This window comes from Silvanigrella aquatica (assembly GCF_001907975.1).
Taxonomy (GTDB): Bacteria; Bdellovibrionota_B; Oligoflexia; order Silvanigrellales; family Silvanigrellaceae; genus Silvanigrella; species Silvanigrella aquatica.
In genome coordinates, this window is sequence record NZ_CP017834.1 from 1,205,005 (window position 1) to 1,227,638 (window position 22,634).

Sequence of the window (22,634 nt, forward strand, 5' to 3'; positions counted from 1 at the left end):
ATATCTTTTTGCCTAATTGCGAGGTATGCAGTACAATTGGTCAGATGATTTCATTATTGTATTAATAATTTAATTTGTGGACAAACTTATGATCCAGTCGCACCGAAATGATTTAGAACCTTGGTATGTTCGGAAAAAAAAATTTCAGAACTCCAATGTGCTAGGGAGTTCTCCAAAAAAGACAGCAAATGAAGAAGTTGGCAAATTAAGTCATGCAAAGCAAACTATAATGCTCATGATTTATATTTTGCTTGCAGTTGTATTTGCAATTATATCAGGCGTTTTTTTTGTGTTGCCCTTTCTTTCTAATATTCCGGGCAGCGAATCGATTATTTTTGTTTCCATTGCTATTATATCCTTATTGCTATCTTTATTCTTTATTTTTTATCAAATAGGTTCCATTTGTTTTTGTTTAGCACCTAAAAATGAAGGAACTAATCAATTTGCATTAGGAATCAAATATCTTCGCGGTCAAATTGAACTGGAAGAACCGCGCAAAGGCATTCCCGCACCTGAAATGGCTTTGTATCAATTTATTCAACAGGTCAGAGCCTATGCTATGGAAAAATCTTTCTTAAAACAAAAGCAAGATCGTCATCAAGATGCTTTATCGAACATCAGCGGCGCCGATCCTCATTCCATATTAAAAAGAAGATGGAATGATGTGATCGATAGTCTCAATGAATTTGAAATTTATTTAGCAAATGATCCTAAAGGTATTATTGAAAAACTTATTGTGAAATCACCTCCTCAGAATATGGATGTTTCACAAATTTTTAGAGATGTTGCTGAAACCTTCGATACCACTTGGCGCCGTAAGGGTATCAATATTGAACATGCTATTGTCACTCCTTTAAAAGCAAATACCAATGAAGCTGTTTTAAGACGTTTGTTAGTGGGTCCTTGGAGAAGCTGCGTCTATTTTGCGCGCAGGGGAAATGGTGTTGTCTTTTCTGCAAAAAGTATTGAAGGCAAAATTATTGCACGTTGGGAATGTGAAGGTATGGCCTTTCCCGAAGAATTTTTTGATATCATTCGTAATATTCAACTTGAAGTGAATGAACGCATTGAAAAAGGCATGGCTCTAATTGCTCTCGATCCCAATAGTCCAAACACTTTATTTGCATTAATCAGCTTTGTAACTTGGGTTGATCTCGCCAATGTTGCAGGTTGTGATTATGATATAAAGCAGGGTTCTGAAGGACTCGTTATAGAATTAAGATTATAAATTTAACTTCTTTTAGGGTGTGTTCTCAAATTTTCACCCAAATGAAAGAGCACCCTAAGTAAATCACAGATGAAAAGTTACTTTTCTTTTTATCGTAACGAGTTGTTATGCTTCTGAATTGTTTTAATCTAGCAAATAAATTCTTAATTAAATGTCTTATTTTATACAAATAACTGTCGAATTCTTCATTTGTTTTATCAAAAGCATTTTTTTTCTTAGGAATCACAGCTTGAATACATTTATCTTTTAATTTCTTTCTTGTTTTTTCTGCATGATAAGCTCTGTCAGCAATTAATACTTCTGCATCGCTTATTTCTAATAGCTGGTTGGCAATCTTACTATCATGAACTTGTCCTTCACTGACAATAAAATCAATTGGATTAGCACATGAATCAGAAATCATATGAATTTTACTTGAATTACCTCCAACAGTCCTTCTAATACATTCTATTTTTTTGTTAGAAGAATTAACAGAATATTGATGAGCTTTAACGATAGTGTGGAATCGTGTATTTTAAATTCTTTTATAATTGCAGGTAGCCTTGACCATATTTGAGCTGTTATCATTGTTCTCAACATGTTCTCTCGTTTTCGTTAGAATTGATAATCCAAATTTTGCGGGAAACATGCCAAAAATCAAGTCTTCTTCAATATTTGAGAACACACCCTAATTAAAATAAAAGTAATATCATCTGTAATTGTGGTGTCTTCATAAAAAGTATACGCTTCATCAATAAGTTTATCAACAATAGTTAATAACTCTGTTTTTGAAAGATTATTTTTTTCAAAGAATTTTTTAAGGTTTTTCTCACCAAAATCTTTTTTCTCTTTATCTGTGTTTGCAGTTAAACCATTTCGGGAAAATATTTTGGAAATCTAATTAAAATTATTTATAGAAAATTGGTAGTCTATAAAAAAATAATTATTAAATATTGACTTTTTTATTTTATTATATAATTTAAAAAAAAACTATGATTTTAAATTTTAATCATAGTTTTTTTTAACTACTTTAATAGGTTATGTAATAATGAAAAAAGTTTAACATTTGCTGTGTCTCTCTTTTCACTTAATGCCTTTGCTAATATTTGTGATTTATCAGATGATTCAATAAAAGCATTCATTTAATGCAATAAATGAAACACTATCTATTGAAAATTCTAATAAAACCTTATCTTCTTTTATTTGCGGAACATTTGGATGTAAAGCAGAGATTAAGGAAAATGAAATGACTGAGGCTGAATTATATGTTAGTGGTCAGTTTAATGAAAGTAAAAAAACAACGAAATTTAATATTGAATTCGTAGATAAGTTGCAAAATGAAAACCAAAAGATCACTTTAATTTGTTTAGAAAACAACTTGTGTAAGGCTTATAACATTTTGGATACAGGAAGTGATTATGCATTTCAAAATGGTGAAATTAAATCAATCCGTCAAAAAAGAGATTTATTCCATATACCACAAAGTGTGTTTAGAGAGCTGTACCGTTCTACACATAGAGAATTAAATCAAATTGCTGCAGGAACAATTAATACTGTTAATAAAGTTGGAACTGCGATTGTTAGGGCAATAACATTCAACTGGTAATAATAGTATTTAATCCACTTAAAATTATATTTTATATAAATATGCGCTTAATTCGTATAAAAAAACTTTACTAAGCGCAAGATTTAATCTAATTTGATAATTATGATTTAGAATGAAGTTGTATTTAAAAAGGAGAGATTAAGTTCTATGAAAAAGTTTTTTATTCTAGCTCTTCTATTTTGGTATCACTCATATGCCCAAAGTGAAAATGTTATTGATAAAAATAAAGAAATAATATTAAACACCTTCAAAGAAGTATTAATCAAAGAGAACTCAAAAATTTCTTTTTCCCAAAATAACTGTTATAATTCTCTTTGCAATGTCAATATTATTGAAAATAATAAAATAATAAAAAATTTAAGCATAAACTCCAAAATAAACAAATTAAATGATAAAATTAAATATCAAATAAATATTTTTAATTATAAAAACACTGAGAATAAAGATTATACAGTAGTATGTAGTAAAAATAATGATTGCAAGTTCTTTAATGGTAAAAAATCCCAAGAAATTGATGAGGCATATGAAATAGATATATTAAATGGAAAAACTACATTTCCATATTTTAATTTATTTGACTATGCAACTTTCTTTAAATTTTAAATTTTAAATTTAAAAATGTGATATTTAAAAAGATGTGAGACAATCCCATTTGTTCTACCTATATTTAATATTTTGAATTTTTTGGTTTCATAATTCCATTACAAAATGCAGTTTTTGTCATGAAATAATTCAGAAATGTCATCATAATCCGAGCTGAATTTATCAAACAAAATATAGGTTAATAGAGGTGTTCTATTTTGAGGGAATAACTCTAAATTAATACAATATTATTCCTTAATCTCTCTTAATTAAAATAAATGTTATGTCATCATTAATAGGATGATCTTCATAAAATGTGTATGCTTCGTCTATTAATTTATCGACAATATTAAGTAATTCTGTGTTTGAAAAATTGTTTTTTTCAAAGAATTTTTTAAGATTTTTCTCGCCAAAATCTTTTTTTTCTTTATCTGTATTTGCTGTTAAACCATTGCTAAATAAACAAATAATTGAATTTTCCTTAAATTCATATTCAACAACTTTAATTTCCTCTTCGCTTTCAGCGCTTGCATTCTCAGCGCTTTTATTACCAAGAAGTTGTCCTTTAGATTTAAATCGAGTAATTTTTGTTTCTTTACCGTCATAATAATTAATTAAATAGGGGAAAGTATGGCCAGCATTAATAAATTTTACGCGATCGAGTTTTTCATTAAAAATTAAAATAGACATACTCAAATTCATTTTGTTATTGGCATCGACCTTTTGTATAAACTCATTAAGATGCTTAAATAAATTTAGAAAATCATATTTGTCTAAGGTTTTTTCATTGGATAAATCTTCAAAATACCTTGAAACAGCGGCTGCAATAATTGTACTGCCGGCTTCATGACCTAGGGCATCTCCAATAAGAACAATTTTAATTTTATCAAATTCATATATACCCCACCAATCTCCCCCATTGTCTTTTGCACTTTGGTAATAGGAAGCTAATTTTACTTTATCGCTATTAAATTTTGGGATGTATTCAACTCGGGGAACTACGTTTCCCAAGGAACGTTGAGAATATTTGGTTTCAATTTCAAGCATTTGGTTGGTATTTTTCAAACCTTGAATGGTTTCTTCATAACCGTTATAAGCTCTTTCAATTTTAAGAGCAATTGGTTTAAAAATTAATAAATAGAGAGTTATTAATAGAAATATATTAATAAACAAAATTATATAAGTAATACCAATTGCTTTTTTAATTTGTAACTTACTTTCAGCTACGTATAATGTAACTGATTTATCGAGGTCAAGAAGTAATTTGTTTATCTTGTAAATATTATATTCTTTTAAGAAGGAATTAAAATCATTTTTACTCACACTATTTTCTGCTGCTAATATGAAATCATTAATTCGTATGTATAAATTTGCCTTTCCAAAATAAAGGCGCTCAATTTCCTGATTGCTTATTTTTGAAATTCCATCTATTTCATTTCCGTAAGCCAAATCTTCATTTGCTTTACGCATAAGTTGAATGCAGTTAACTAAATCGGCTTTCATAATATTGTAACCGTCATTAAATTTTTGTGAACTTAATGACTGAATAAGTAACATTATTCTTTGGCTTAGCATTCTTTGTTTGCCAGAAACATTTATAACGTTACTAAAATGTGCTTCTTCTTGAATAAACTTTTCAATTATTATTTTTGCAGATATTATTGCAATTCCAAGTATTATAAGAGATAAAGAAAAAAGTAAAATTAATTTTTTTTTAATTTTCATTCCTTCTTTTTGCAACTGCATAAAATTCCTTATTTTACTTTAGGCTGGAATTCATTTTCCGATTTTGCAATCATAACTGTGCCAATGGTGTTGCCAATTATATTTGTCACAACCCTTGCATCGGACATAAAGCGGTCAATTCCTAGGAGGAGTGCTAAACCTTCGATGGGAATAATATGACCAGGCATAGCAGCTAAAATTGCAGACAAAGTAACAAAGCCGGCTCCTGTTATTCCTGCAGCGCCCTTAGAAACGATTAAAATTGTAAATAAAAGCACAAAAAATTCTGTAGTTGTAAAAGGAATATTATAAGCTTGTTGGATAAATACAGCACCTGCAGTAACATAGATAGCCGTTCCATCTAAATTAAAGGCATATCCCGTGGGAAGAACAAAGCTAACCACTTTTTTAGAACAGCCAAAAGTTTCTAATTTATTCATGAGTTGAGGAAATACGGATTCGGAGGAGGATGTGCCAAAGGCGATGGACATCTCTTCTTTGATATGTTTCATTAATTTAAAAGCGCTGAATCCATAAATTTTTGCAGCAATAAAAAGAATGATCCAAAAACTAACCATGCTCACGCCTAAAATTAAAATGAAATGTGCCAACATAGTAAGAGCGCCAATTCCTTGAGCACCCACTGTTGCGGCAATAGCTCCAAAGGCGGCAATAGGTGAAATCCGAGAAATAATTGTGATCATTTTAAAGAAGACGTCGTTGGTCATTTGAAAAAAATCGATGATTTTAGAGTTTTCTTTAATTTGTAAAATTGCTATGGAAAATATAACGGCGAGAACAATAACGGCTAATAAATTATCACCCGCTAAGGTTGCAAATACATTTTCAGGAACCATATGCGTAATAAACTCTGTAAAACCCCCCGTGCTTCCTTCTTTAGGTTTGAATTTTGAGACATCGACGCCTTGAAATGTGGATATATTAAAACCGGCACCTGGCTGGAAAAAAAGCATCATGCCAAAGGTAAGGGCGACAGCAACAATGGACATGATTTCAAAATAAACAATTGTTTTAAAGGCAAGTTTTCCTATACTTCCTTGATGTTTGCTATGAGAGCATACTCCTAAAATAATGGAAACAAAGACAATGGGTGATATCACCATTTTAATGAAGCGAATAAAAATGGTTGCTATAATTTTTAATTGCGCCGCAAATTCTGGGAAATAAATGCCCACTAAAATTCCTAAGGTAACGGCGATGAGAACCTGTAGGAAGAGGTGAAACTTTAAAAATTTAAGAATTTGAGACAATTTACTTGGAGATGACATGGTGCCCTCGCTTAAGAGTTATTAACTTTTTTAAATATAATAAAAATAAAATAAGTTGTGAAGCGCTGTGGCAAATATTTGAAATTGGTAAGGAAATCTAGGTCAATTTTGCCTTAGGGAAGCTGAACTTTTAAAGATTTCAGGTTTTTCTTCCATAAGTTCACGGAGAAACCAATTTTCGGCAAGATGGGTTCCTGTGGTAGAACCAATATGTAATTTTCGAGAAAGATAAGATCCAAGTTTTTCACCAATAGCTCGATATGTCGTATATTTACCACCATAAATTGAAATGAGTCCTGGCACTGTTTCGTTAATAACCGTTTCTCTAGAAAGTCCTGATATATTTTTATCAAGTTGTTTTACATAAAAAGGAGAGTTATAAATGTCATCCATCCATTTGCTGTCAATTTGAGTTATTCTATTTGCTTGATTTAAAGGCATGCAACGCACACCGCAAAAAATTTCAGATATATTTTTTTCAGCATCTACAAGATTTAATGTTTCCTTAGCGGTATGCATTAAATAATCTTTGTCACTTTGCGGATATTTTATATGTGATGGTTCAGTAGACAAAATAGACTCTGTCGTTCCATATAGCCACTGTCCAAACCACGGAATAAAAAAGACAACGCGTCCATCCAACTCTTGAATTAATGTAGCAGCGCAATTATTAATCTCAGCGTGCGGAACTGCTTCGGGTTTAAAAATAATATGAGTTCCTAAATTTAAGAGACATGTGATTTTAGGGACTATTCCCCATCTTAATAAATTTTCATTGCACCAAGCACCAGCGGCATTCACAATATATTTTGTAGTAACCGTTTTTTTATTTCCATTGGAATCAATTGTTACTTTAAATCCATTTTCAATTTGTTTGACTTCTGTTACTGTGGTATTTTCTTCGTAGGATGCTCCTAACTTAACAGCTGCTTCTGCGGCAATGCGGGCAATGACATCATCGAGCATTTGAGCATCGTAATAGAGAAAAGCACTTATCATTTCATTTTCAATTTTATTTTGATTTAGATAAGGAGCAAATTTAATGATATCTTCTTTATTTAAGGGAGAAGCGCTTGGCAAACCGCCATCTCCAGATAAAAGATCATAAAAAAAGAGCCCTATTCGGATTACCCAAGGAGGTCTTTTATCTCCTTTGAAATTAGGCAGCACAAAAGGCAAAGGCGTGACAATTCCTTTTAATAAACGTAATAAAAGAGCTCTTTCATGAAGAGCTTCATAAACAAGTCCCCATTGATTTAAATGTTCGAGATATCTGAGTCCACCATGAACAAGTTTTGTACTACGACTTGATGTTCCCGAAGAAATTTTATTTTTTTCAACTAAGTGAACGCCTTTTACATTTCTCGAAGCAAGATCGTGCAAAAGACCTACTCCATGAATGCCTCCACCAACAATAAGTACATTTAAATCCATTGCATTTAAACTTTCTATAAAAGTGTTGCTGAATTTTCTTTTAATTTCTTTGCTGTTTTTGCAAGTCTGCGAGCGGCTTCCCGGACTTCCTCTTCCGAATTTGTCAAGCCAAAGCTGACTCTAAAGCTTGATAATGTATTTTCGAGATCGATTCCCATGGCGACCAAAACATGACTGGCCGTCGCTTGCAATGTTTTACAGGCACTTCCTACACTGGCACAAACTGTTTTAGACTCTTCAAGAAGTTTCATTGCATTCACTCCTTTAAAGTACAGTGTTAAAATTCCAGGTACTTTATGAGTATTTTCTGCGTAAAAATAAGTTTCAATATGTTTTTGTATTTCGTTACAAAAAGCAAGCTCCATTTTCTTGTGATGCTTTATTCTTAATTGAGCTTCTTCTTTTTGCAATTGACAGGCTGCTGCAAAACCAACAATAGCCGCTGTGTTGGGCGTGCTTGAACGGATATTATTTTCATGACCTCCCCCTGTCAATTGCGCTTCAATGCGGATGCGCGGTCGTCTTTTTTTGACGATGAGCGCAGCAACACCTTTGGGGCCATAGATTTTAGATGCCGAAATTGTAGCTGTATCATAGTCAACTCCGCATGCAATTTGTGAAGCTCGTGCAAAGCCTTGAGAGGCATCGACATGCAAAATAGCTCCTGAATTTAAACACATTTCTTTTATTTTTGATAGTTCATTTTGAATTATGCCTGTTTCATTATTAACGTCCATCACACAAACACACAAGGTATTTTTATCAATTATTTTTTCAGCAGATTCAGTAATGATCTGACCCTTTTTATCTACAGGTAATTCTTGAATTTCAATCCCTAATATTTTTGAATAGTGATCAAATAAAGTAATTGCGGTTGCGACAATACTAGAATGCTCTGTAGCACAATATACAATTTTATTTCTTTTACGCAGTGGATTTTCAACTAATCCACGAAGTAATAAGTTATTACTTTCTGTTGCACTAGAAGTAAAAATAATTTCATCTTGAGCAACTTCAAAAACAGATGCTATATTAAGTCTTGCTAGACCAATAGCATGTTCCGTTAATTCACCCATGGGATGTGTGCGATTGGCAGCATTTGCAAAATATCCGAGCATCCAAGGTGTCATTTGTTGAAATACGCGGATATCTAGAGGTGTGCTAGACGCAAAATCTAAATATATCGTATTTTCAGGTAAAGTGATTCCTCCAAAATGAAGGGGAGGTACGTTATCTTTACTTGTATTCATTAATTGTTGTGGAAGCATGAAGTTATCTATAAAATTATTTTTTGCCATAAATACGTTCCAATGATTCAAAATTTACCAGAATTTTCAATCTAGACCTAGTCTCTTTAATTTGCAATCCAATGAATTTGCTTTTTTTAAATATTGAGAGTAATTAAAAAAATCATATTTAAGGTAAAGGTTCTTTTTATGTTTTTAAGCATTCTCGATTATTGTGGTTCATTTGCCTTTTGTCTGAGTGGTGCCACAATCGCCGCCTCAAGAAGAATGGACATTTTTGGTGTCTTTGTCATGTCTGTTATTGCTGGTTTTGGCGGCGGTGTTTCGCGGGACATTATAATAGGCAAAACTCCTCCTACTATTTTTCATACGCCTGCTTACTGGGTTATTGCTTTATTGACAACTTTTCTTGTGTTTGCAGTAAAAAAACAAAATCGTTTTTTAGAAAAAGGAGTCATTCTTTTTGATTCCTTAGGATTGGCTTTTTTTACGTTAGTGGGAATTAAAACAGCAGAGGATTATGGTCTCCTAAATTACCAATGCATTATGATGGGAGTTATTACGGCCAGTTTTGGTGGCATTATGCGCGATGTGATTGTAAATAGAGTGCCCTATATTTTTCAAAAAGAAATATATGCGGGATTTGCAGTTATAGGCGGTCTTTTTTATTATTTCATTAAGGATTTTTTACCTCCTTTCATGTTGCCCTATATTACAGAAACAATTCAAGAAATAATTGTTATTCTTTTCATTTTTATAGCAAGAATGATCTCCGTTTGGAAAAACTGGCATTTGCCACGTCCTTGCGATGTGACTGTAAATGGAAATAAAATAAAAATCACCCGACCTAAAAATTAAAAATCAGAGCACTTTTTATTGAATAAAAGGTTTGCAGTAGCCACGAACTCCGTTTAACGCAGTGTCATCCTCTTCTTTCTGATTGCTTTCTACACGCGTTATAAATCCGACCAGGGCATAACCCACAGGGCAAAGAGCAGGGGGTCTCCTGGTGCCCCAACTTGTAAATACTTGAGAAATAGCATCGTTGCTTTTTAAGCATTTTAAATTTATGGAATTTGCTGCTGTGTCGTCGCCATGAATTTGATTTGTTTCAATCAGCATTTGAAAGCCATTGGCGGGTCCATTAAAGCACCCGGAAGGAGCTCCTATTCTTGAGTTTTTCCATAATATTTCATTACTTGAAATCATTCTTGTAAAATAATATGCTTTTCCATTATTATATTTATAGCAATTCATTCTTATTGCATTTAAAGCGGTATCATCTCCATTTTCTTGATTTGGTTCGCTAATTTGATAGTAACTCCCCACATATTCATTTGTTTTACAAATGGAATTTATTAATTGCGTTTCGTTTGCCCAATCGCCCCAATATCCGTCTGAATATTCATTTTGTATTCGGACTGTTACAGTATTTGTATTTATATCTTTTGCTATTAAAGCTAAATCAAATCCTGAAGAAAAATCTTCTATAATTATATTTCCTTTATCTTTTAGCCATTTTTCAGATTTTATTTCATTTAATTTTTTTATTGAAGCCATTTTAAAGGGACCTAAGAAATCTTTTAAAGAAACTCCATTTGGATGAGTGATGTTTATTTCTTTCATTTTATAAGCGAGTTCACTTAATAAAAATTTGTCATGACTACATGCAAGTTCTCTTATTTTAATATTATTTTCAAATTGATTCAGAATGTCATTTATTTGATTGAAATTATAATCATTATGACAAATTGATTGAGCTCTATCCCACGCCAAATTATGATTTGGGTTATCTTGTAAAATAATAACGCGATGTCCGGAATTGATAAAATTTTGAAAGGAAGAAGTAGGTGAAAAATGATTCTGTGGAGCTACTAATTGACCTAAATAATTTTGAATCATATTTCTGAATTTTTGCTTAAATAAATATGGTAATAAAATCCAATTATGGAAATTCTGAATATCTATAATTATCAATTCTTTATTATTCTCCTTACGACTCAGAAAATCACGCACGTCTATAAATATATTTTCTGCCGTTTCATCTTTACTATAGACACCATGACAAACTCGAATATGTTTTCCATCAAAACAAAACTGAATATTAAGATAACGGATACCACGTTCAAGTTGTTCCATAATGGAATAATACTGTGTTTGAGAAAGTTTTTTGATTATTTCAGGTGGAGATATATGATCTGAATTAAAATCAGGAGATCTTTCTAAACCTAAATTATTTGAAGCAGAGTTGTGACTCCCTGGTATTAAAATTTGATTTATTGGTTTCTCTTTTATGGAGTTATAAATTTGTCCCATCCAGCCTGTAACAGCGGATTTTTCTGAGGCACTAATTAATATATAATCATAAATATTTATGGTTCCGATAATTGATGTTCCATGTGACATTAAATCAGCATGATGCCAATAATTTTGATTTATTTCAGATGTGCTATTTTCTAGAGAGGAATCTAAATTCATTTTAATTCTATAATTTGCAATAATATCTTCATGATTTTTAACTATGATATTATGACTTATCTCTTCTTGTGAATTACAATTATTTAAAGAACTCTGGTTTGTTTCAATGAAGTCAGATTCAAAAGTCCAGCTTCTTTTTTCAACTCCAACTAAACATTCTGTATTTGTAACTTTAAAATGAATACCGATATTGCGGTGTGTCCAAGGATCAAATTGATTTTGAAAATAATGATAGCCTCCTTGTCCTGCAAATGAAAATAAAGGGATACCAATGATAAGTAAACATAGAAGACATAGAAAATATGCTTTCATAATGTGACCTTTTTTGTATTTTTGTATATGTTAAAGAATAATCTTACTTAGGAAAGTAGTTTCTTTGAAATTCTAAAAGCTTAAATAAATAATACTTGAGTTGTCATAAGAGATGTTGCTATTCCTGACTTATAAGTAGCTAATATCAAAAATTTTTTAAGCTGTCAATTTGGAAAGAGATGAAATAAGTGACGTTTTTCTATATGATCTCTATTCTAAGTTGTAAAAAAATATAAAACTATCATAATAAATCTCAATTTGACTTTAATATCATGAAATTAAAGAGTTTTGTTGGATTAGACCTAATCTAAGTTTTTCTTGCATTTTTAGATAACACCTTATAACCTACGAAATGTGAGGTAATTTATGATTTCTGCTACAAAAAACGAAAAAAATCATTGTCTGACTGTTTCAGAAATAGAAGAACGCCTGAAAAAATCAGGAGTTGGAGCGACTGCACAACGCATTGCCATCTGCAAATATGTGCTTTGTGAAGCGGATCATCCGACCGCAGAAGACATAAAAAACTGGACCGATGCTAATTTTCCAAAATTGAGCCGCGCCACGGTATATAATACTTTAGAGGTTTTGGTTGAGGCTGGTATGTTGAAAGAGCTTAAACTCCCTCATACGGGTAAAGTTGTGTATGATACGAATGTCACTGAACATTTTCATTTTTTAGATGACGAAACAGGAAAACTTTTTGACATCTCTGAAAATGAATGTAAGGTTATACTAAATTTACCAAAAGACATTCAAATCAATGAGGTAGACGTATTTTTACGTGGGAAAATTTCCTCAAAGTAAATAACAGCATTCCTATTATTGATTCACATTTTCATTTAAATTATTTAGAAAATGTTGATGAGAAGTTAAAGAATGCTCTGCATTCTCAAGTGTTCGCAGGGATTGCAGCGGGTGTTTGGAATGCAGATACTCTGCAAAACATTCAATATTATCAAGATTCAAATTTAAATTCTATTTTGGAATTCCTAAAAAAAGATCAAATCAAATTAGCTAAAAATAATTCCTATCAATTAAATTCAAATAAATTCAGTTGTTTTTTAGCACACGGTTTGCATCCTATTAAAGTTCATGAAAATTGGCTTAGGGACGATGGCTCGGAAGATGTAGAAAAAATTGGGAATGACATTGCGCAATTTCATGAAATATTACTCAACAATAGGGATCTTATATGGGCCATTGGGGAAACAGGATTTGATCTTTCAAATGAAGTGATTCAGCACAAAAAATGCAAAGGGATTTCGAAGACACAGCTTTTTGAATTACAAAATATTGCTTTTGAAACTTGTATAAATAGTGCTATTAAACATGATCTTCCGGTCATACTACACTTGCGCGCACCCTGGGATCTTTGTATTCAAAAATTAAAATGGGCCAAAAAAATGGGTCTTAAAAATATGATGATCCACTGTTACAGTGGTCCTGCAGAAGATATGAATTTGATGTCGGAGCTTTCTATTTATTGTTCCTTTGGGGGTGTTCCCACATGGGAAAAAGCGGTACATAATCGCAATGCATTTATTAAATGTCAATCGAATTTACGTATGTTAGAAACCGATTCTCCTGATTTACCACCGGAAATACCTGGTATAGGAAGATTGAAATCTAATGAACCGGCAAATTTAAGACAGATTATTAAAATACTTGCACCTTATCTTGAAATAAGTGATGAAGAATTAATCTCTACTTCCAATGAAAATATTTTAAAATTTTTAGGAATTCATTAGGAATTCATGGAAAGATTTTCCCATTTTTCATAACTTAATTCTAATTCTTTTTGTTTTGCATTTAATTCATTATTTAGTTTCTGAATGTCATTATAATTTTTACTAGAAGCATAAAAATGCTCGATATTAATATTTAATTCAGAAATTTCACTTTCTAATATAGAAATTCTTGCTTCTAAATTTTCAATTTCTTTTTGCTCTTTGAAACTTAATTTCTTTTTCTTTGTCACTGGATTTTGATTGGATTCTACATTCGTATTTTTTACAAAATCTTTTTTTAATTCTACTTGTTCTTTAAATTTATCCATTTCATTTAAAGCTTGATCGAGGTCAGGTAGCATAAGCCATTGTGTTACTTTACTTTCTCCTTTTTGTTGTTCTCCAATATAAGTCAGCAATCCTGTTGCTACTCGTTGGACAAAGTAACGGTCATGGCTTGTAAAAATAATCCCACCTTGAAAATCAATTAAATTTCTTTCCAAAACTTGTAATGTCGGAATATCTAAATCATTAGTAGGTTCATCTAAAATAAGTAAGTTACCTTGTTCCAACATAAGTTTTGCAAGAAGTAAACGTGCTTGTTCTCCTCCGGACAATTCTGATACCATGCGGTTGGCATCGAACTTATAAAATAAAAATCTATCTAAATAACTCATAATATGTAAGTATTTCCCACCAAAATGAACATATTCTCCTTCAGGAGCAATGGTGGTTCTTACGGTATCATTGGGATTTAAAGATTGTCTTTGTTGATCAAAATGGGAAACTTGAACTAAATCATGATAAACAACTTCACCAGAATTTGGTTGTGTTCTTTCTGAAATCATATTCATTAGTGTGGACTTTCCACATCCATTGGGTCCTAATAAAGCAATCCTCATTTTAGGTTTAATAATGAGATTTAGGTTTTGAAAAATAAAATGATTTTTATGGGATTTATGTTCTGATGGATGTAAAATAGAGACATTTTTTAAGTTAACAAGTTCTTGTTCGCCTAAATTTCTTAATACAGGGATAATAGAGTCATCAGCATTGCGTTGTTCGTCATTCATAAGTGCGTTAAATGAAATTTCAGCATTTTTCGCTAGGGAGTCTTTTTGAATTTTTGTAGAAAGTGTTTTATCGAGTGCATGAGCTCTATCAATTCGAGATTTTTGTTTCGTTGTACGAGCCTTTGCTCCTGTGCGCAACCAGGCTAATTCACGGCGCATTAAATTGGACATTTTTGCTTTGGTTTTTTCTTCTACGATTTGTGCCTCTAATTTTGCTTGGCTATAAGACTCATAATTTCCTTCATATTGTTTGGATTCGCCCGCTTCAATTTCAAGAATTTTATTGACTAAGGTGTCGAGTAAGGCACGATCGTGAGAAATAATGGCAAAAGCAATGGGTTCCGTGGATTCATTTTTATTTTTAAAGCCAAATAAGCTTGTGCCTTGTTCCACCACTTCGAGAAGAAGTTCTTCAAGCCAATCTACAGTTTGAACGTCCAAATGATTTGTCGGTTCATCCAGTAGTATGAGTTGTGGATTTTGTAAAAGAGCGGTAATAATTTGCACTCTTTTTTGTTGTCCACCAGAAAGATTTTCGAATTTATTTTGATAAATTTGTGTTAAGTTTCCTGCTTTCAAAGCGCTTTGAATAATATTTTCTGTTCCCGCTCCTGAAATAGAGAGCAATTTGTCCTGAAGAGCATTGAGTCTTTCATTCCATTTTTCATCAAGTGCGAGATCGTGATTTTTTTCTACTAAGAGGGAATGAGTGTTAATTTCATCTTCAATTACTTTTCTTTGATAGTCTGTATCGTATTCCAGGGGCAAAGATTCTCTTAAAATGGTTTCCACGGTTTTTTCGGGATTAAATTTATATTTTTGCGAAAGAATGCTTATACGTAAACCATTTCTAATAGAAATAGCACCTGAATCTGGAGTCTGTGTTCCTTCTATCAAGCGAAAAAGAGTTGATTTGCCTGCGCCATTGGGTCCCACAATGCCCCATCTTTCTCCCGGGTGAATGGTGAAAGAAAGGTTTTCAAAGAGTTTTGTTGAACCATAACTTGTCGAAAGATTATGGCTATTTAAATAGGGGGCACTTGACATAGAAAACTCCAATGAAAAGGAAAAAACAATCTCACGTTAGGGAACTAAAACAGAAGAGAGAAAGAAGCAAAATCTATCTTCGTAGGGAATTTTTTATCTTATGTTTGTTTTTAGGAATAGGGAAATCTTTTCTTCGTCGCCCGGAACGCAACATTCGATAAGGGTGTGGGATGGAAAAGACAATGCCTATTGAAAAAGCAAGTTCAAATATTTGGTTAACTGAGTATTTATCTGAAGGAGAAATATATCAGTATCTTATTTCAAAAATTCTCCTGCAGGAGCAAAGTGATTATCAGAATATTTGTATTGTGGAGCTTGAAAATAAAAGTAAAGCTTTAATATTAAACAATGTATTGCAATCTTCTACTGCAGATTCACATATGTATTATGAGCCTTTTATTCATGTTCCCTTTATTCATAATCAAAATCCTGAAAATATTTTAATTTTAGGAGCTGGTGATGGTTCTAGTGCAAGAGAAGCATTAAAATGGAAGTGCGTAAAAAAAATTAAAATCGTTGAAATTGATAAAGCTGTAATAACTTCTTGTATGGCTCATATTCCTGAAATGAGTAAAGGTTGTTTTAAAAATAGTAAAGTAAAAATAGATTATTTAGATGCCAGAATCTTTATTAAACAAGATGAACAAAAATATGATGTTATTATATATGATTTGAATTTAAAAACTTTAGAAAAAAGTAATTTATTGGGTCGTATTGACAAAGAGTTTTTACTAGATTGTCAGTCCTTACTTAAGAAAAATGGGTATATGTGTTTAGAAATTGGTGAAGTACCTTATCAAAGAAATGAATTATTTTTAAGTAAATTAAATGTATTTAAATCTGTTTTTAGATCGTTAAAAATATTTAGTTCCTGGGTTCCATCTAGGTGTAAAAATATTTCCTTTGTTCTGTTAAGTAAAGATAAAATAATTGAAACAATACCAATTTATGATGTTAATTTATTATTAGAGAAACAGTTGCTTGATGAACCGTCTTTTTTAAATGCAAGAACTTATATTGGTCTGATGAATCCTGCCATTTTTATACAAGATTATGAAAAATGATTTTCAGTGTAAATTTCATTTACTGAGATGCGCTCAGTCCTACCCAGAATTTTTGATTTCCTGATAATTTTATGGAGTCAGAAGTGATATTAATTGCTTCCATCAATTGAATATCATTTTGATTTATAATTGATTTCGATTCTGAATTTTCATTGTCAATTTCATTTAAGTAACGAGGGTTTTCCTGTTCTTCAATGATTTTAGCATAATTAAATGTTAAGGGAAATGCTTTGTTTTTCTCGCTTTTTATTTTTTTAATTTTGGCTATAAGTTCTTGAAAATTATTGTTTTTTAAAATGCGATCTTTACTGAAAGTTTTTAATTTATTTAGTAATACGTTAAGATCTTGAAGAGGTTTATATGATCTTGCCGGTGAAATAGTATCTGTTGCTAAGGAATAATCAAGCTGTTCTTCGCCAATGTCAAAGGCATCAAGTATACTTGGAATATGTATGTCTGAACTCACTCCCAATTTTTGATTGCTCGTACCACTGGGGCGATAAAATTTACTTTGTGTTACTTTTAAAGCACCGTCGGTTCTTCTGCCTCTTGTTCCTGGTATTTCTTGGACTATTTGAACAGTTCCTTTCCCATAAGTGCTTTTATCGCCGACAATAATTCCTCGAGCATAATCTTGAATGGCTCCCGAAAAAATTTCAGATGCGGAAGCACTGTATTTATTTATGATGACAACTAAAGGACCTTTGTAAATCCAAGTGGATTCATCGATATTTTGTCTTTTAATTTGTTGATTTTTATCCATGGTTTGGACAGCAGTGCCATTGGGAATAAATAGGCCTGTTAATTTTATACTTTCAGGAAAATCTCCGCCACCGTTATTTCTTAAATCAATGACAAGTCCACTAATTCCATCCTGCACTAATTTCTTTAAATTTCTTTCCACATCAAATGAAACACCCTTACATTGCGAAAATATTTTTATTTTGCATTTTAAATCCGTATAGAATGTTGGAATTTTAATGATCCCAATTTTTCCATAGCTTGTTTGATAAATATCTTTTTTTACTTGGTCTTCTTTTAAATCTATTTCATCTCTTACTAAATTCACAGTTATTTTTTCGTTTCCCTTTTCAGATTTTCTAGAAACAACAAGTTTTAAAGTACTGCCTTTGTGACCTCTGATAAGATTCACGGCATGTCCTACATCGGTATCGTTTAAATCTTGCAGTCCTTCTCCATTACCTGAGTCCACTGCAATTATTTTATCGTTAGGCTTCAATCGCCCATCTTTTTGCGCAACCCCTCCTTGAACAAGGGAACGAATATAAATATAACCATCTTTTTCTTGGAGTTGCGCTCCGATACCTTCAAGTTTGTTGCTTATATGGATCATAAAAGAATCATGCTCAGAAGGTAACATATGTGCCGAATGAGGATCCATAGCAACAGCAAAACTATTTAAAAAAATCGAATATAATTTATCATTGTTTAATTCTTGAAGATTTTTTTCAATTCTAACATAGTTTTTATAGAGTCTATCGCGTACTTTTTCTTCCGACTCATTATTTTCTTTTGTACTTAAATATTGAAGCTTTATTTTTTTTCGAATTCTATCATTAGCTTCATCCGTAGTTAAACTCCAATCAAGTTTTGCTGTTGAATAAATATCTTGTTTTGAAAACTCTAGCGGTCTTGTTAATATAATTTTTGCTTTTTCAATGCGTTCATGAATTCGTTTTAAAAATAAGCGATTGATTTCAAATAAAAAGGAGCAATTATTTTGAGCAATCTTTTTTCCAAGATTTTTTTCTTCATTTTCATAATAGGAAATATCTGATTTAATGAAATATAATTTACCAGGATCTAAATTTTCAAAAACTTTTTTTGTGGTTCTTTTTGAAAGCTCTTCATTGAATTCTGTAAAATAATAATGTAAATCCAGCATGGAATCTATGCGCGATTTTGCTTCTTGGCAATTTAACAGAGGTGCAATTGTTCTTGCATTCTTTAAAATCTGTCCGTAAGCTGGAGCCGGAGCAAAGGCTTTTCCACTGAGGCAACAAAAGCTCACTGTGACGTACACGGTAGCAAGCAAGAAGCGCATGTCATGTTTCCTGTATTTAGAGCTGGAGTGGCATTCTTTATTTTCAGTTTTTGCTAACTAATAGTCAATTTGTTTTTTTGTGAGTTTTTATGACGACTTCTCGAAGATCTGGGGAAAATCTCCCTAAAAGAGCGCATTTACATAAAATTTTTGATGAGTATTTAAGTCAGCTTGGGCTTAGGCAAACTCGTCAAAGAAAAATCATTCTCGATGCCGTTCTTTCTTCAGGACGACATGTTGATGCAGAAACAATTTTTAATGAAGTTAAGAAGATAGATGCTTCTATCGGCCTTGCAACAATATATAGAACTCTAAAAATGATGACGGATTCTCAAATCTTAGTTGAAAGGCATTTTGGCGGCGATCGCGCTAGCTTTGAGTTTGCCGATTTAGGGAATGAGCACCACGATCATCTTATTTGTAATCAATGTGGTGAAATAGTTGAATTTTTTGATGAAGGTCTGGAGCGCTACCAGGATCTTGTTGCTAAAAATTTAGGTTTTAATCTCAAAAATCACAAAATGGAGCTTTTTGCTGATTGCTTGGCATCGGAAAATTGCAATCGTAAAAATTTGAAATAGTCATTTGATCTTTCCCTATCCTAGTTCTATTTTCGCTAAGTTAAATTTCAATAGGTTTTGAGGATGCGCATTGAGGTTTCCTTGAACGAATAGACTTAAGGGAAAAAATTTGAATATGTTTAAAAAATCAAAGGCGAAGCTCATTTGGACCGTAACAAATAATGGTTGCGATAAAATTGGTGTTGAAAATATTGCGGCGACAATTACCCAAAATCGTTTAGATGCCGTAAGAATGTCCTATTCTTCAAATGCCTTACAGAATATTATTAAATTAAGACTTGAAATTTCAAAACAATTAGCTAGCGAAGATGTTCCTCATAGTGAAGGATATGTTCCTTTTTTATTAAGTTTTATTGGTCGCCGTTGTCTCTTATCGGTACCAAAAGGACAACTTGAGGTTGCTGATGGAAGTGAAATTGATGTTTCTTTTTTAGTAGATTTTAATTTTTGTGCGTCACTTCGCCCCGAAACGCCAACCACAAAAAATGTTGAAATTATGGTTTCAAGTGAAGATCAATTAAATCATTTAAAAGTGGGTTCCTTAATTAGTGTTTCTTATGGTGCCGTTGAATTAAAGATAATGAATCTACCTCAAACTTTAAAATCGGGAATGGTCGTGCGCTGTCTTGTTGAAAATGGCGGATTGTTATTATCAGGCGTGGATGTGCACTCTCCTGACATGTCACGTGATTTGTTTCCTTTGCTTCCCGAAGATGAAAAAACCTTACGTTCGGGTTTCTCTTCATTGGCTGATTATGTCATTGTTGACGGTATCAAGTCGGAACAAGAACTACTTAAAATTAAATCAGGAATTTTAGGTGAAAATGCGCCTTTTTCAGAAAGACATCCAAGTATTCCTATTAATAAAAAAATTCATGAAGTTGAGGCCGAATTGCCTCCTCGCTTTTTATTGAAAGTGGATTCCAAACGCTCGTTAGATCTTCTCGCTACTGTTATTAAACATGTTGATGGTGTATTTTTAAGTCGTTCGGAACTCGGTATCGATGAGCATCCCCATAATTTACCTATTATTCAAAAAGAATTGATTGCACGCTGTAATAGACTCTCCAAAACGGTCATTGTGGCTTCCGAATTGATGCACTCTATGAATATGAATGCTAATCCTACACGTGCGGAAGTTTCCGATATGGCCAACGCAGCTGCGGATGGCGCCGACGCTTTATTGCTTTCTCACGAAGTGACAGAAGGACCCAATGCGCCCTTAGTTGCCCAAGTTACTCTTGAAACTCTTTTAAGTTCAGAAGCTTGGTTTGACAAAAAATGGCATCCGTTTGAAATGGATCAAATTCCCTCAGATGATGATGCCGTAACTTATGGTGCCATTCGTATTGCGCAACAAGCAAATGTTCGCGCCATTGTCTGTTTTACAGAAGGGGGATATACTGCGATGAAGCTTTCTTCTATGCGCACCCCTACTGAAATTATTGCAATTACTTGTAATAAAAAAATCATGCGCCAAATGAATTTGCTGCGATCGGTCAATGCCGTTGTGTTAGAATCGCGCAGTCAAGTTGAAAGAATATTAACAGAGACAAAAGAAATTCTTGTGAAAAATTTTAACTTTAAAAAAGGTGAAAAATTTGTTTTTGTTTCGTTAACGGCATCAAGTGTTTCAGAAAGAAATTCAAATTTATTTACCATACAGGAAATTGATTGATTTATGGAACATAATATTTTCTTCATTGTGAATCCAAATTCAAGATCTGGTAAATCAAAGAAAATATGGGAATCTAGAATTCTTCCTGAAGTAAAATATTTATTTCCCCAGGCACAATGGGCTTACACAAAAGGCAGTGGTGATGCTTCTTTAATGGCATTTGAAGCAAAAAAACTAGGTTTTGATACCGTTGTTGCTGTAGGAGGAGATGGAACTATTAATGAAGTTGTCAATGGTTTATTAGACAATTGTCTAATTCAAAATCAACAATTATCTAATGAATTAAAAAATAAATTTGTTTCTTTAAATAATGAATCTATAGAGGGAACTGCTCTCGCATGTCTTCCTTTAGGAACGGGCTGCGATTTTATTAAAACTTTGCAAATTCCAAATCATTTTAGAAATGCTCTAAATGTAATACAGTCTGGGCAAAAAATTCTATGTGACGTGGGTCGCATTGAATTTGAGAATGTAAATAAAATGGAACAAAACCCATTATTTCGTTACTTTATTAATGTGGCAGGATGTGGCGCTAGTGGAGAAGCAATTCAAAGAATTAATAAATCAAAAAAAATATTTGGGCGCAGGGGAGCTTTTTTAATTTCTGCTGTGCAAACTCTTCTCAAAAATCGCAGTTTTCCCATTAAAATTTCCTATGATAATGAAGAATTTACTTCTTTAAATTTAAGAGTTTTATTTGTTTGCAATGGTCAATTTTGTGGTGGTGGCATGCATATTGCAACAAATGCGTCATTACAAAATGGAAAATTTAGTGTTATTCAAGTTAAAAAAATGAATAATATAAGGACAATATTATTATTAAAACGCCTGTATTCAGGGGATTTTTCCGGTCTCGAAAAAGACATTTTAGTTCGCGAAGCACAAAGTATTCGTATTTTGGACGATTCTCCTCTGAAAATTCCTGCTGAAAGTGATGGAGAAAACCCAGGATACTTACCTGCTTCGTTTACCATATTGCCAAAAACTCTAAGTGTGTATGCACAAGGCTATGTTTAGGAACGCTGGTTTTTTGACGCATATGAGATTATTCTTTTACTTTCCCCATGAGTCCATTTAAGCGCTTGTCTTCAATGCGTTTAAGCTTATTAGCAACGGCTTCTTCGAGCTTTATATGGCGTGCATTGCAATAATTCATGAGAGCGATAAAAACATCAGCAGCTTCGTCTGCCAACATTTCATGAGCAATATTTTTTGAAGGATCACGCCATATTTTCTTTTCAAGATTGGCAAGCTCACCACACTCACCGCAAAGTTCTAGGGAAAAAAAATGAGCAGGGCGTTCGACAAAAGCACTATTTTGGTATTTGTCAAAATCGGACTGAATTGTGTTGAGTCCTTGTGGTGAAGGTTCTTTGAGTCTTAATGTCATTTGGATTTCCTTAAAATGAGAGCGCCAAATTTTTAACCTAAACAGTTTTTCCTACACTCAAATTTTTATTTTTGCAAAGTATGCCGATAACTTTTATTGGACTTAGCAAAATAAATTGCTAAAAAC

At 32.4% G+C, this 22,634-nt stretch carries 19 protein-coding genes; 10 read left to right on the forward strand and 9 right to left on the reverse strand.

The features are described from left to right. Positions 1–88 precede the first annotated feature (88 nt). Complete coding sequence (locus AXG55_RS05075; protein WP_148697046.1) at positions 89–1,228, forward strand: hypothetical protein; 1,140 nt, start codon at positions 89–91, stop codon at positions 1,226–1,228. A 25-nt stretch (positions 1,229–1,253) separates the two neighbouring features. Here AXG55_RS05075 and AXG55_RS05080 read toward each other — a convergent pair whose 3' ends face one another. Beyond that, entirely contained in the window at positions 1,254–1,724 is a 471-nt protein-coding gene (locus AXG55_RS05080; RefSeq protein ID WP_148697047.1) for an IS5 family transposase, read from the reverse strand. 729 nt (positions 1,725–2,453) lie between these two features. Between AXG55_RS05080 and AXG55_RS05085 the strand changes: the two genes are divergently transcribed. Next, positions 2,454–2,813, forward strand: coding sequence for a hypothetical protein (locus AXG55_RS05085; RefSeq protein WP_148697048.1), 360 nt, complete (start codon positions 2,454–2,456; stop codon positions 2,811–2,813). 147 nt (positions 2,814–2,960) lie between these two features. Next, on the forward strand, positions 2,961–3,416 hold the full coding sequence (locus AXG55_RS05090; RefSeq protein WP_148697049.1) for a hypothetical protein: 456 nt from the start codon (positions 2,961–2,963) through the stop codon (positions 3,414–3,416). A gap of 234 nt (positions 3,417–3,650) precedes the next feature. Here the strand turns inward: AXG55_RS05090 and AXG55_RS05095 are convergent, their stop codons facing one another. From AXG55_RS05095 to AXG55_RS05110, 4 genes are all read right to left on the reverse strand, one after another. Beyond that, positions 3,651–5,141 (reverse strand): SpoIIE family protein phosphatase, encoded by a 1,491-nt coding sequence (locus AXG55_RS05095; protein ID WP_148697050.1) that lies wholly within the window; start codon positions 5,139–5,141, stop codon positions 3,651–3,653. An 8-nt stretch (positions 5,142–5,149) separates the two neighbouring features. Further along, positions 5,150–6,409: a cation:dicarboxylate symporter family transporter gene (locus AXG55_RS05100; RefSeq protein WP_148697051.1), complete on the reverse strand. Its 1,260-nt coding sequence runs from the start codon at positions 6,407–6,409 to the stop codon at positions 5,150–5,152. 102 nt (positions 6,410–6,511) lie between these two features. Further along, a complete protein-coding gene (locus AXG55_RS05105; protein ID WP_148697052.1) occupies positions 6,512–7,843 on the reverse strand; it encodes a glycerol-3-phosphate dehydrogenase/oxidase in 1,332 nt (443 codons plus the stop codon). 14 nt (positions 7,844–7,857) lie between these two features. Next, complete coding sequence (locus AXG55_RS05110) at positions 7,858–9,141, reverse strand: cysteine desulfurase family protein (protein ID WP_148697053.1); 1,284 nt, start codon at positions 9,139–9,141, stop codon at positions 7,858–7,860. A gap of 138 nt (positions 9,142–9,279) precedes the next feature. Here AXG55_RS05110 and AXG55_RS05115 point away from each other — a divergent pair, with 138 nt between their 5' ends. Beyond that, positions 9,280–9,948, forward strand: coding sequence for a trimeric intracellular cation channel family protein (locus AXG55_RS05115; protein WP_148697054.1), 669 nt, complete (start codon positions 9,280–9,282; stop codon positions 9,946–9,948). A 15-nt stretch (positions 9,949–9,963) separates the two neighbouring features. Here the strand turns inward: AXG55_RS05115 and AXG55_RS05120 are convergent, their stop codons facing one another. Further along, a complete protein-coding gene (locus AXG55_RS05120; RefSeq protein ID WP_148697055.1) occupies positions 9,964–11,880 on the reverse strand; it encodes a phosphoinositide-specific phospholipase C-related protein in 1,917 nt (638 codons plus the stop codon). 366 nt (positions 11,881–12,246) lie between these two features. Between AXG55_RS05120 and AXG55_RS05125 the strand changes: the two genes are divergently transcribed. After that, on the forward strand, positions 12,247–12,687 hold the full coding sequence (locus AXG55_RS05125; protein WP_148697056.1) for a Fur family transcriptional regulator: 441 nt from the start codon (positions 12,247–12,249) through the stop codon (positions 12,685–12,687). Positions 12,688–12,704: 17 nt separating this feature from the next. Further along, a complete protein-coding gene (locus tag AXG55_RS05130) occupies positions 12,705–13,631 on the forward strand; it encodes a TatD family hydrolase (protein WP_272866920.1) in 927 nt (308 codons plus the stop codon). Here AXG55_RS05130 and AXG55_RS05135 read toward each other — a convergent pair. Beyond that, complete coding sequence (locus tag AXG55_RS05135; RefSeq protein ID WP_148697058.1) at positions 13,628–15,730, reverse strand: ABC-F family ATP-binding cassette domain-containing protein; 2,103 nt, start codon at positions 15,728–15,730, stop codon at positions 13,628–13,630. The two genes, AXG55_RS05130 and AXG55_RS05135, sit on opposite strands and share 4 nt — an antisense overlap. Before the next feature lie 170 nt (positions 15,731–15,900). Here AXG55_RS05135 and AXG55_RS05140 point away from each other — a divergent pair, with 170 nt between their 5' ends. Further along, positions 15,901–16,794 carry a spermine/spermidine synthase domain-containing protein gene (locus AXG55_RS05140; RefSeq protein WP_148697059.1) on the forward strand — a complete coding sequence of 298 codons (894 nt, stop codon included), beginning with the start codon at positions 15,901–15,903 and terminating at the stop codon, positions 16,792–16,794. Positions 16,795–16,813: 19 nt separating this feature from the next. Here AXG55_RS05140 and AXG55_RS05145 read toward each other — a convergent pair whose 3' ends face one another. Continuing rightward, the gene (locus AXG55_RS05145) at positions 16,814–18,859 is read right to left on the reverse strand and encodes a carboxy terminal-processing peptidase (protein WP_148697060.1); all 2,046 of its coding nucleotides are present in this window, start codon (positions 18,857–18,859) and stop codon (positions 16,814–16,816) included. An 89-nt stretch (positions 18,860–18,948) separates the two neighbouring features. Here AXG55_RS05145 and AXG55_RS05150 point away from each other — a divergent pair, with 89 nt between their 5' ends. The 3 genes from AXG55_RS05150 (at position 18,949) to AXG55_RS05160 (ending at position 22,135) form a co-directional block, all read left to right on the forward strand. Continuing rightward, the gene (locus AXG55_RS05150) at positions 18,949–19,440 is read left to right on the forward strand and encodes a Fur family transcriptional regulator (protein ID WP_148697061.1); all 492 of its coding nucleotides are present in this window, start codon (positions 18,949–18,951) and stop codon (positions 19,438–19,440) included. Between the two features lie 115 nt (positions 19,441–19,555). After that, on the forward strand, positions 19,556–21,118 hold the full coding sequence (locus AXG55_RS05155; RefSeq protein ID WP_148697062.1) for a pyruvate kinase: 1,563 nt from the start codon (positions 19,556–19,558) through the stop codon (positions 21,116–21,118). Positions 21,119–21,121: 3 nt separating this feature from the next. Further along, positions 21,122–22,135: a diacylglycerol/lipid kinase family protein gene (locus tag AXG55_RS05160; RefSeq protein ID WP_148697063.1), complete on the forward strand. Its 1,014-nt coding sequence runs from the start codon at positions 21,122–21,124 to the stop codon at positions 22,133–22,135. Positions 22,136–22,163: 28 nt separating this feature from the next. On the opposite strand, the gene AXG55_RS05165 is transcribed toward AXG55_RS05160, so the two are convergent. After that, on the reverse strand, positions 22,164–22,508 hold the full coding sequence (locus AXG55_RS05165; RefSeq protein WP_148697064.1) for a MazG-like family protein: 345 nt from the start codon (positions 22,506–22,508) through the stop codon (positions 22,164–22,166). Between the last annotated feature and the right edge of the window lie 126 nt (positions 22,509–22,634).

What these genes read in the sequence shown, in the direction of transcription:
- AXG55_RS05075 (WP_148697046.1), top strand. Translation starts at nt 89, where the DNA reads ATGATCCAGTCGCACCGAAATGATTTAGAACCTTGGTATGTTCGGAAA.
- AXG55_RS05085 (WP_148697048.1), top strand. Translation starts at nt 2,454, where the DNA reads ATGACTGAGGCTGAATTATATGTTAGTGGTCAGTTTAATGAAAGTAAA.
- AXG55_RS05090 (WP_148697049.1), top strand. Translation starts at nt 2,961, where the DNA reads ATGAAAAAGTTTTTTATTCTAGCTCTTCTATTTTGGTATCACTCATAT.
- AXG55_RS05095 (WP_148697050.1), bottom strand. Translation starts at nt 5,141, where the DNA reads ATGCAGTTGCAAAAAGAAGGAATGAAAATTAAAAAAAAATTAATTTTA.
- AXG55_RS05100 (WP_148697051.1), bottom strand. Translation starts at nt 6,409, where the DNA reads ATGTCATCTCCAAGTAAATTGTCTCAAATTCTTAAATTTTTAAAGTTT.
- AXG55_RS05105 (WP_148697052.1), bottom strand. Translation starts at nt 7,843, where the DNA reads ATGGATTTAAATGTACTTATTGTTGGTGGAGGCATTCATGGAGTAGGT.
- AXG55_RS05110 (WP_148697053.1), bottom strand. Translation starts at nt 9,141, where the DNA reads ATGGCAAAAAATAATTTTATAGATAACTTCATGCTTCCACAACAATTA.
- AXG55_RS05115 (WP_148697054.1), top strand. Translation starts at nt 9,280, where the DNA reads ATGTTTTTAAGCATTCTCGATTATTGTGGTTCATTTGCCTTTTGTCTG.
- AXG55_RS05120 (WP_148697055.1), bottom strand. Translation starts at nt 11,880, where the DNA reads ATGAAAGCATATTTTCTATGTCTTCTATGTTTACTTATCATTGGTATC.
- AXG55_RS05125 (WP_148697056.1), top strand. Translation starts at nt 12,247, where the DNA reads ATGATTTCTGCTACAAAAAACGAAAAAAATCATTGTCTGACTGTTTCA.
- AXG55_RS05135 (WP_148697058.1), bottom strand. Translation starts at nt 15,730, where the DNA reads ATGTCAAGTGCCCCCTATTTAAATAGCCATAATCTTTCGACAAGTTAT.
- AXG55_RS05140 (WP_148697059.1), top strand. Translation starts at nt 15,901, where the DNA reads ATGGAAAAGACAATGCCTATTGAAAAAGCAAGTTCAAATATTTGGTTA.
- AXG55_RS05145 (WP_148697060.1), bottom strand. Translation starts at nt 18,859, where the DNA reads ATGCGCTTCTTGCTTGCTACCGTGTACGTCACAGTGAGCTTTTGTTGC.
- AXG55_RS05150 (WP_148697061.1), top strand. Translation starts at nt 18,949, where the DNA reads ATGACGACTTCTCGAAGATCTGGGGAAAATCTCCCTAAAAGAGCGCAT.
- AXG55_RS05155 (WP_148697062.1), top strand. Translation starts at nt 19,556, where the DNA reads ATGTTTAAAAAATCAAAGGCGAAGCTCATTTGGACCGTAACAAATAAT.
- AXG55_RS05160 (WP_148697063.1), top strand. Translation starts at nt 21,122, where the DNA reads ATGGAACATAATATTTTCTTCATTGTGAATCCAAATTCAAGATCTGGT.
- AXG55_RS05165 (WP_148697064.1), bottom strand. Translation starts at nt 22,508, where the DNA reads ATGACATTAAGACTCAAAGAACCTTCACCACAAGGACTCAACACAATT.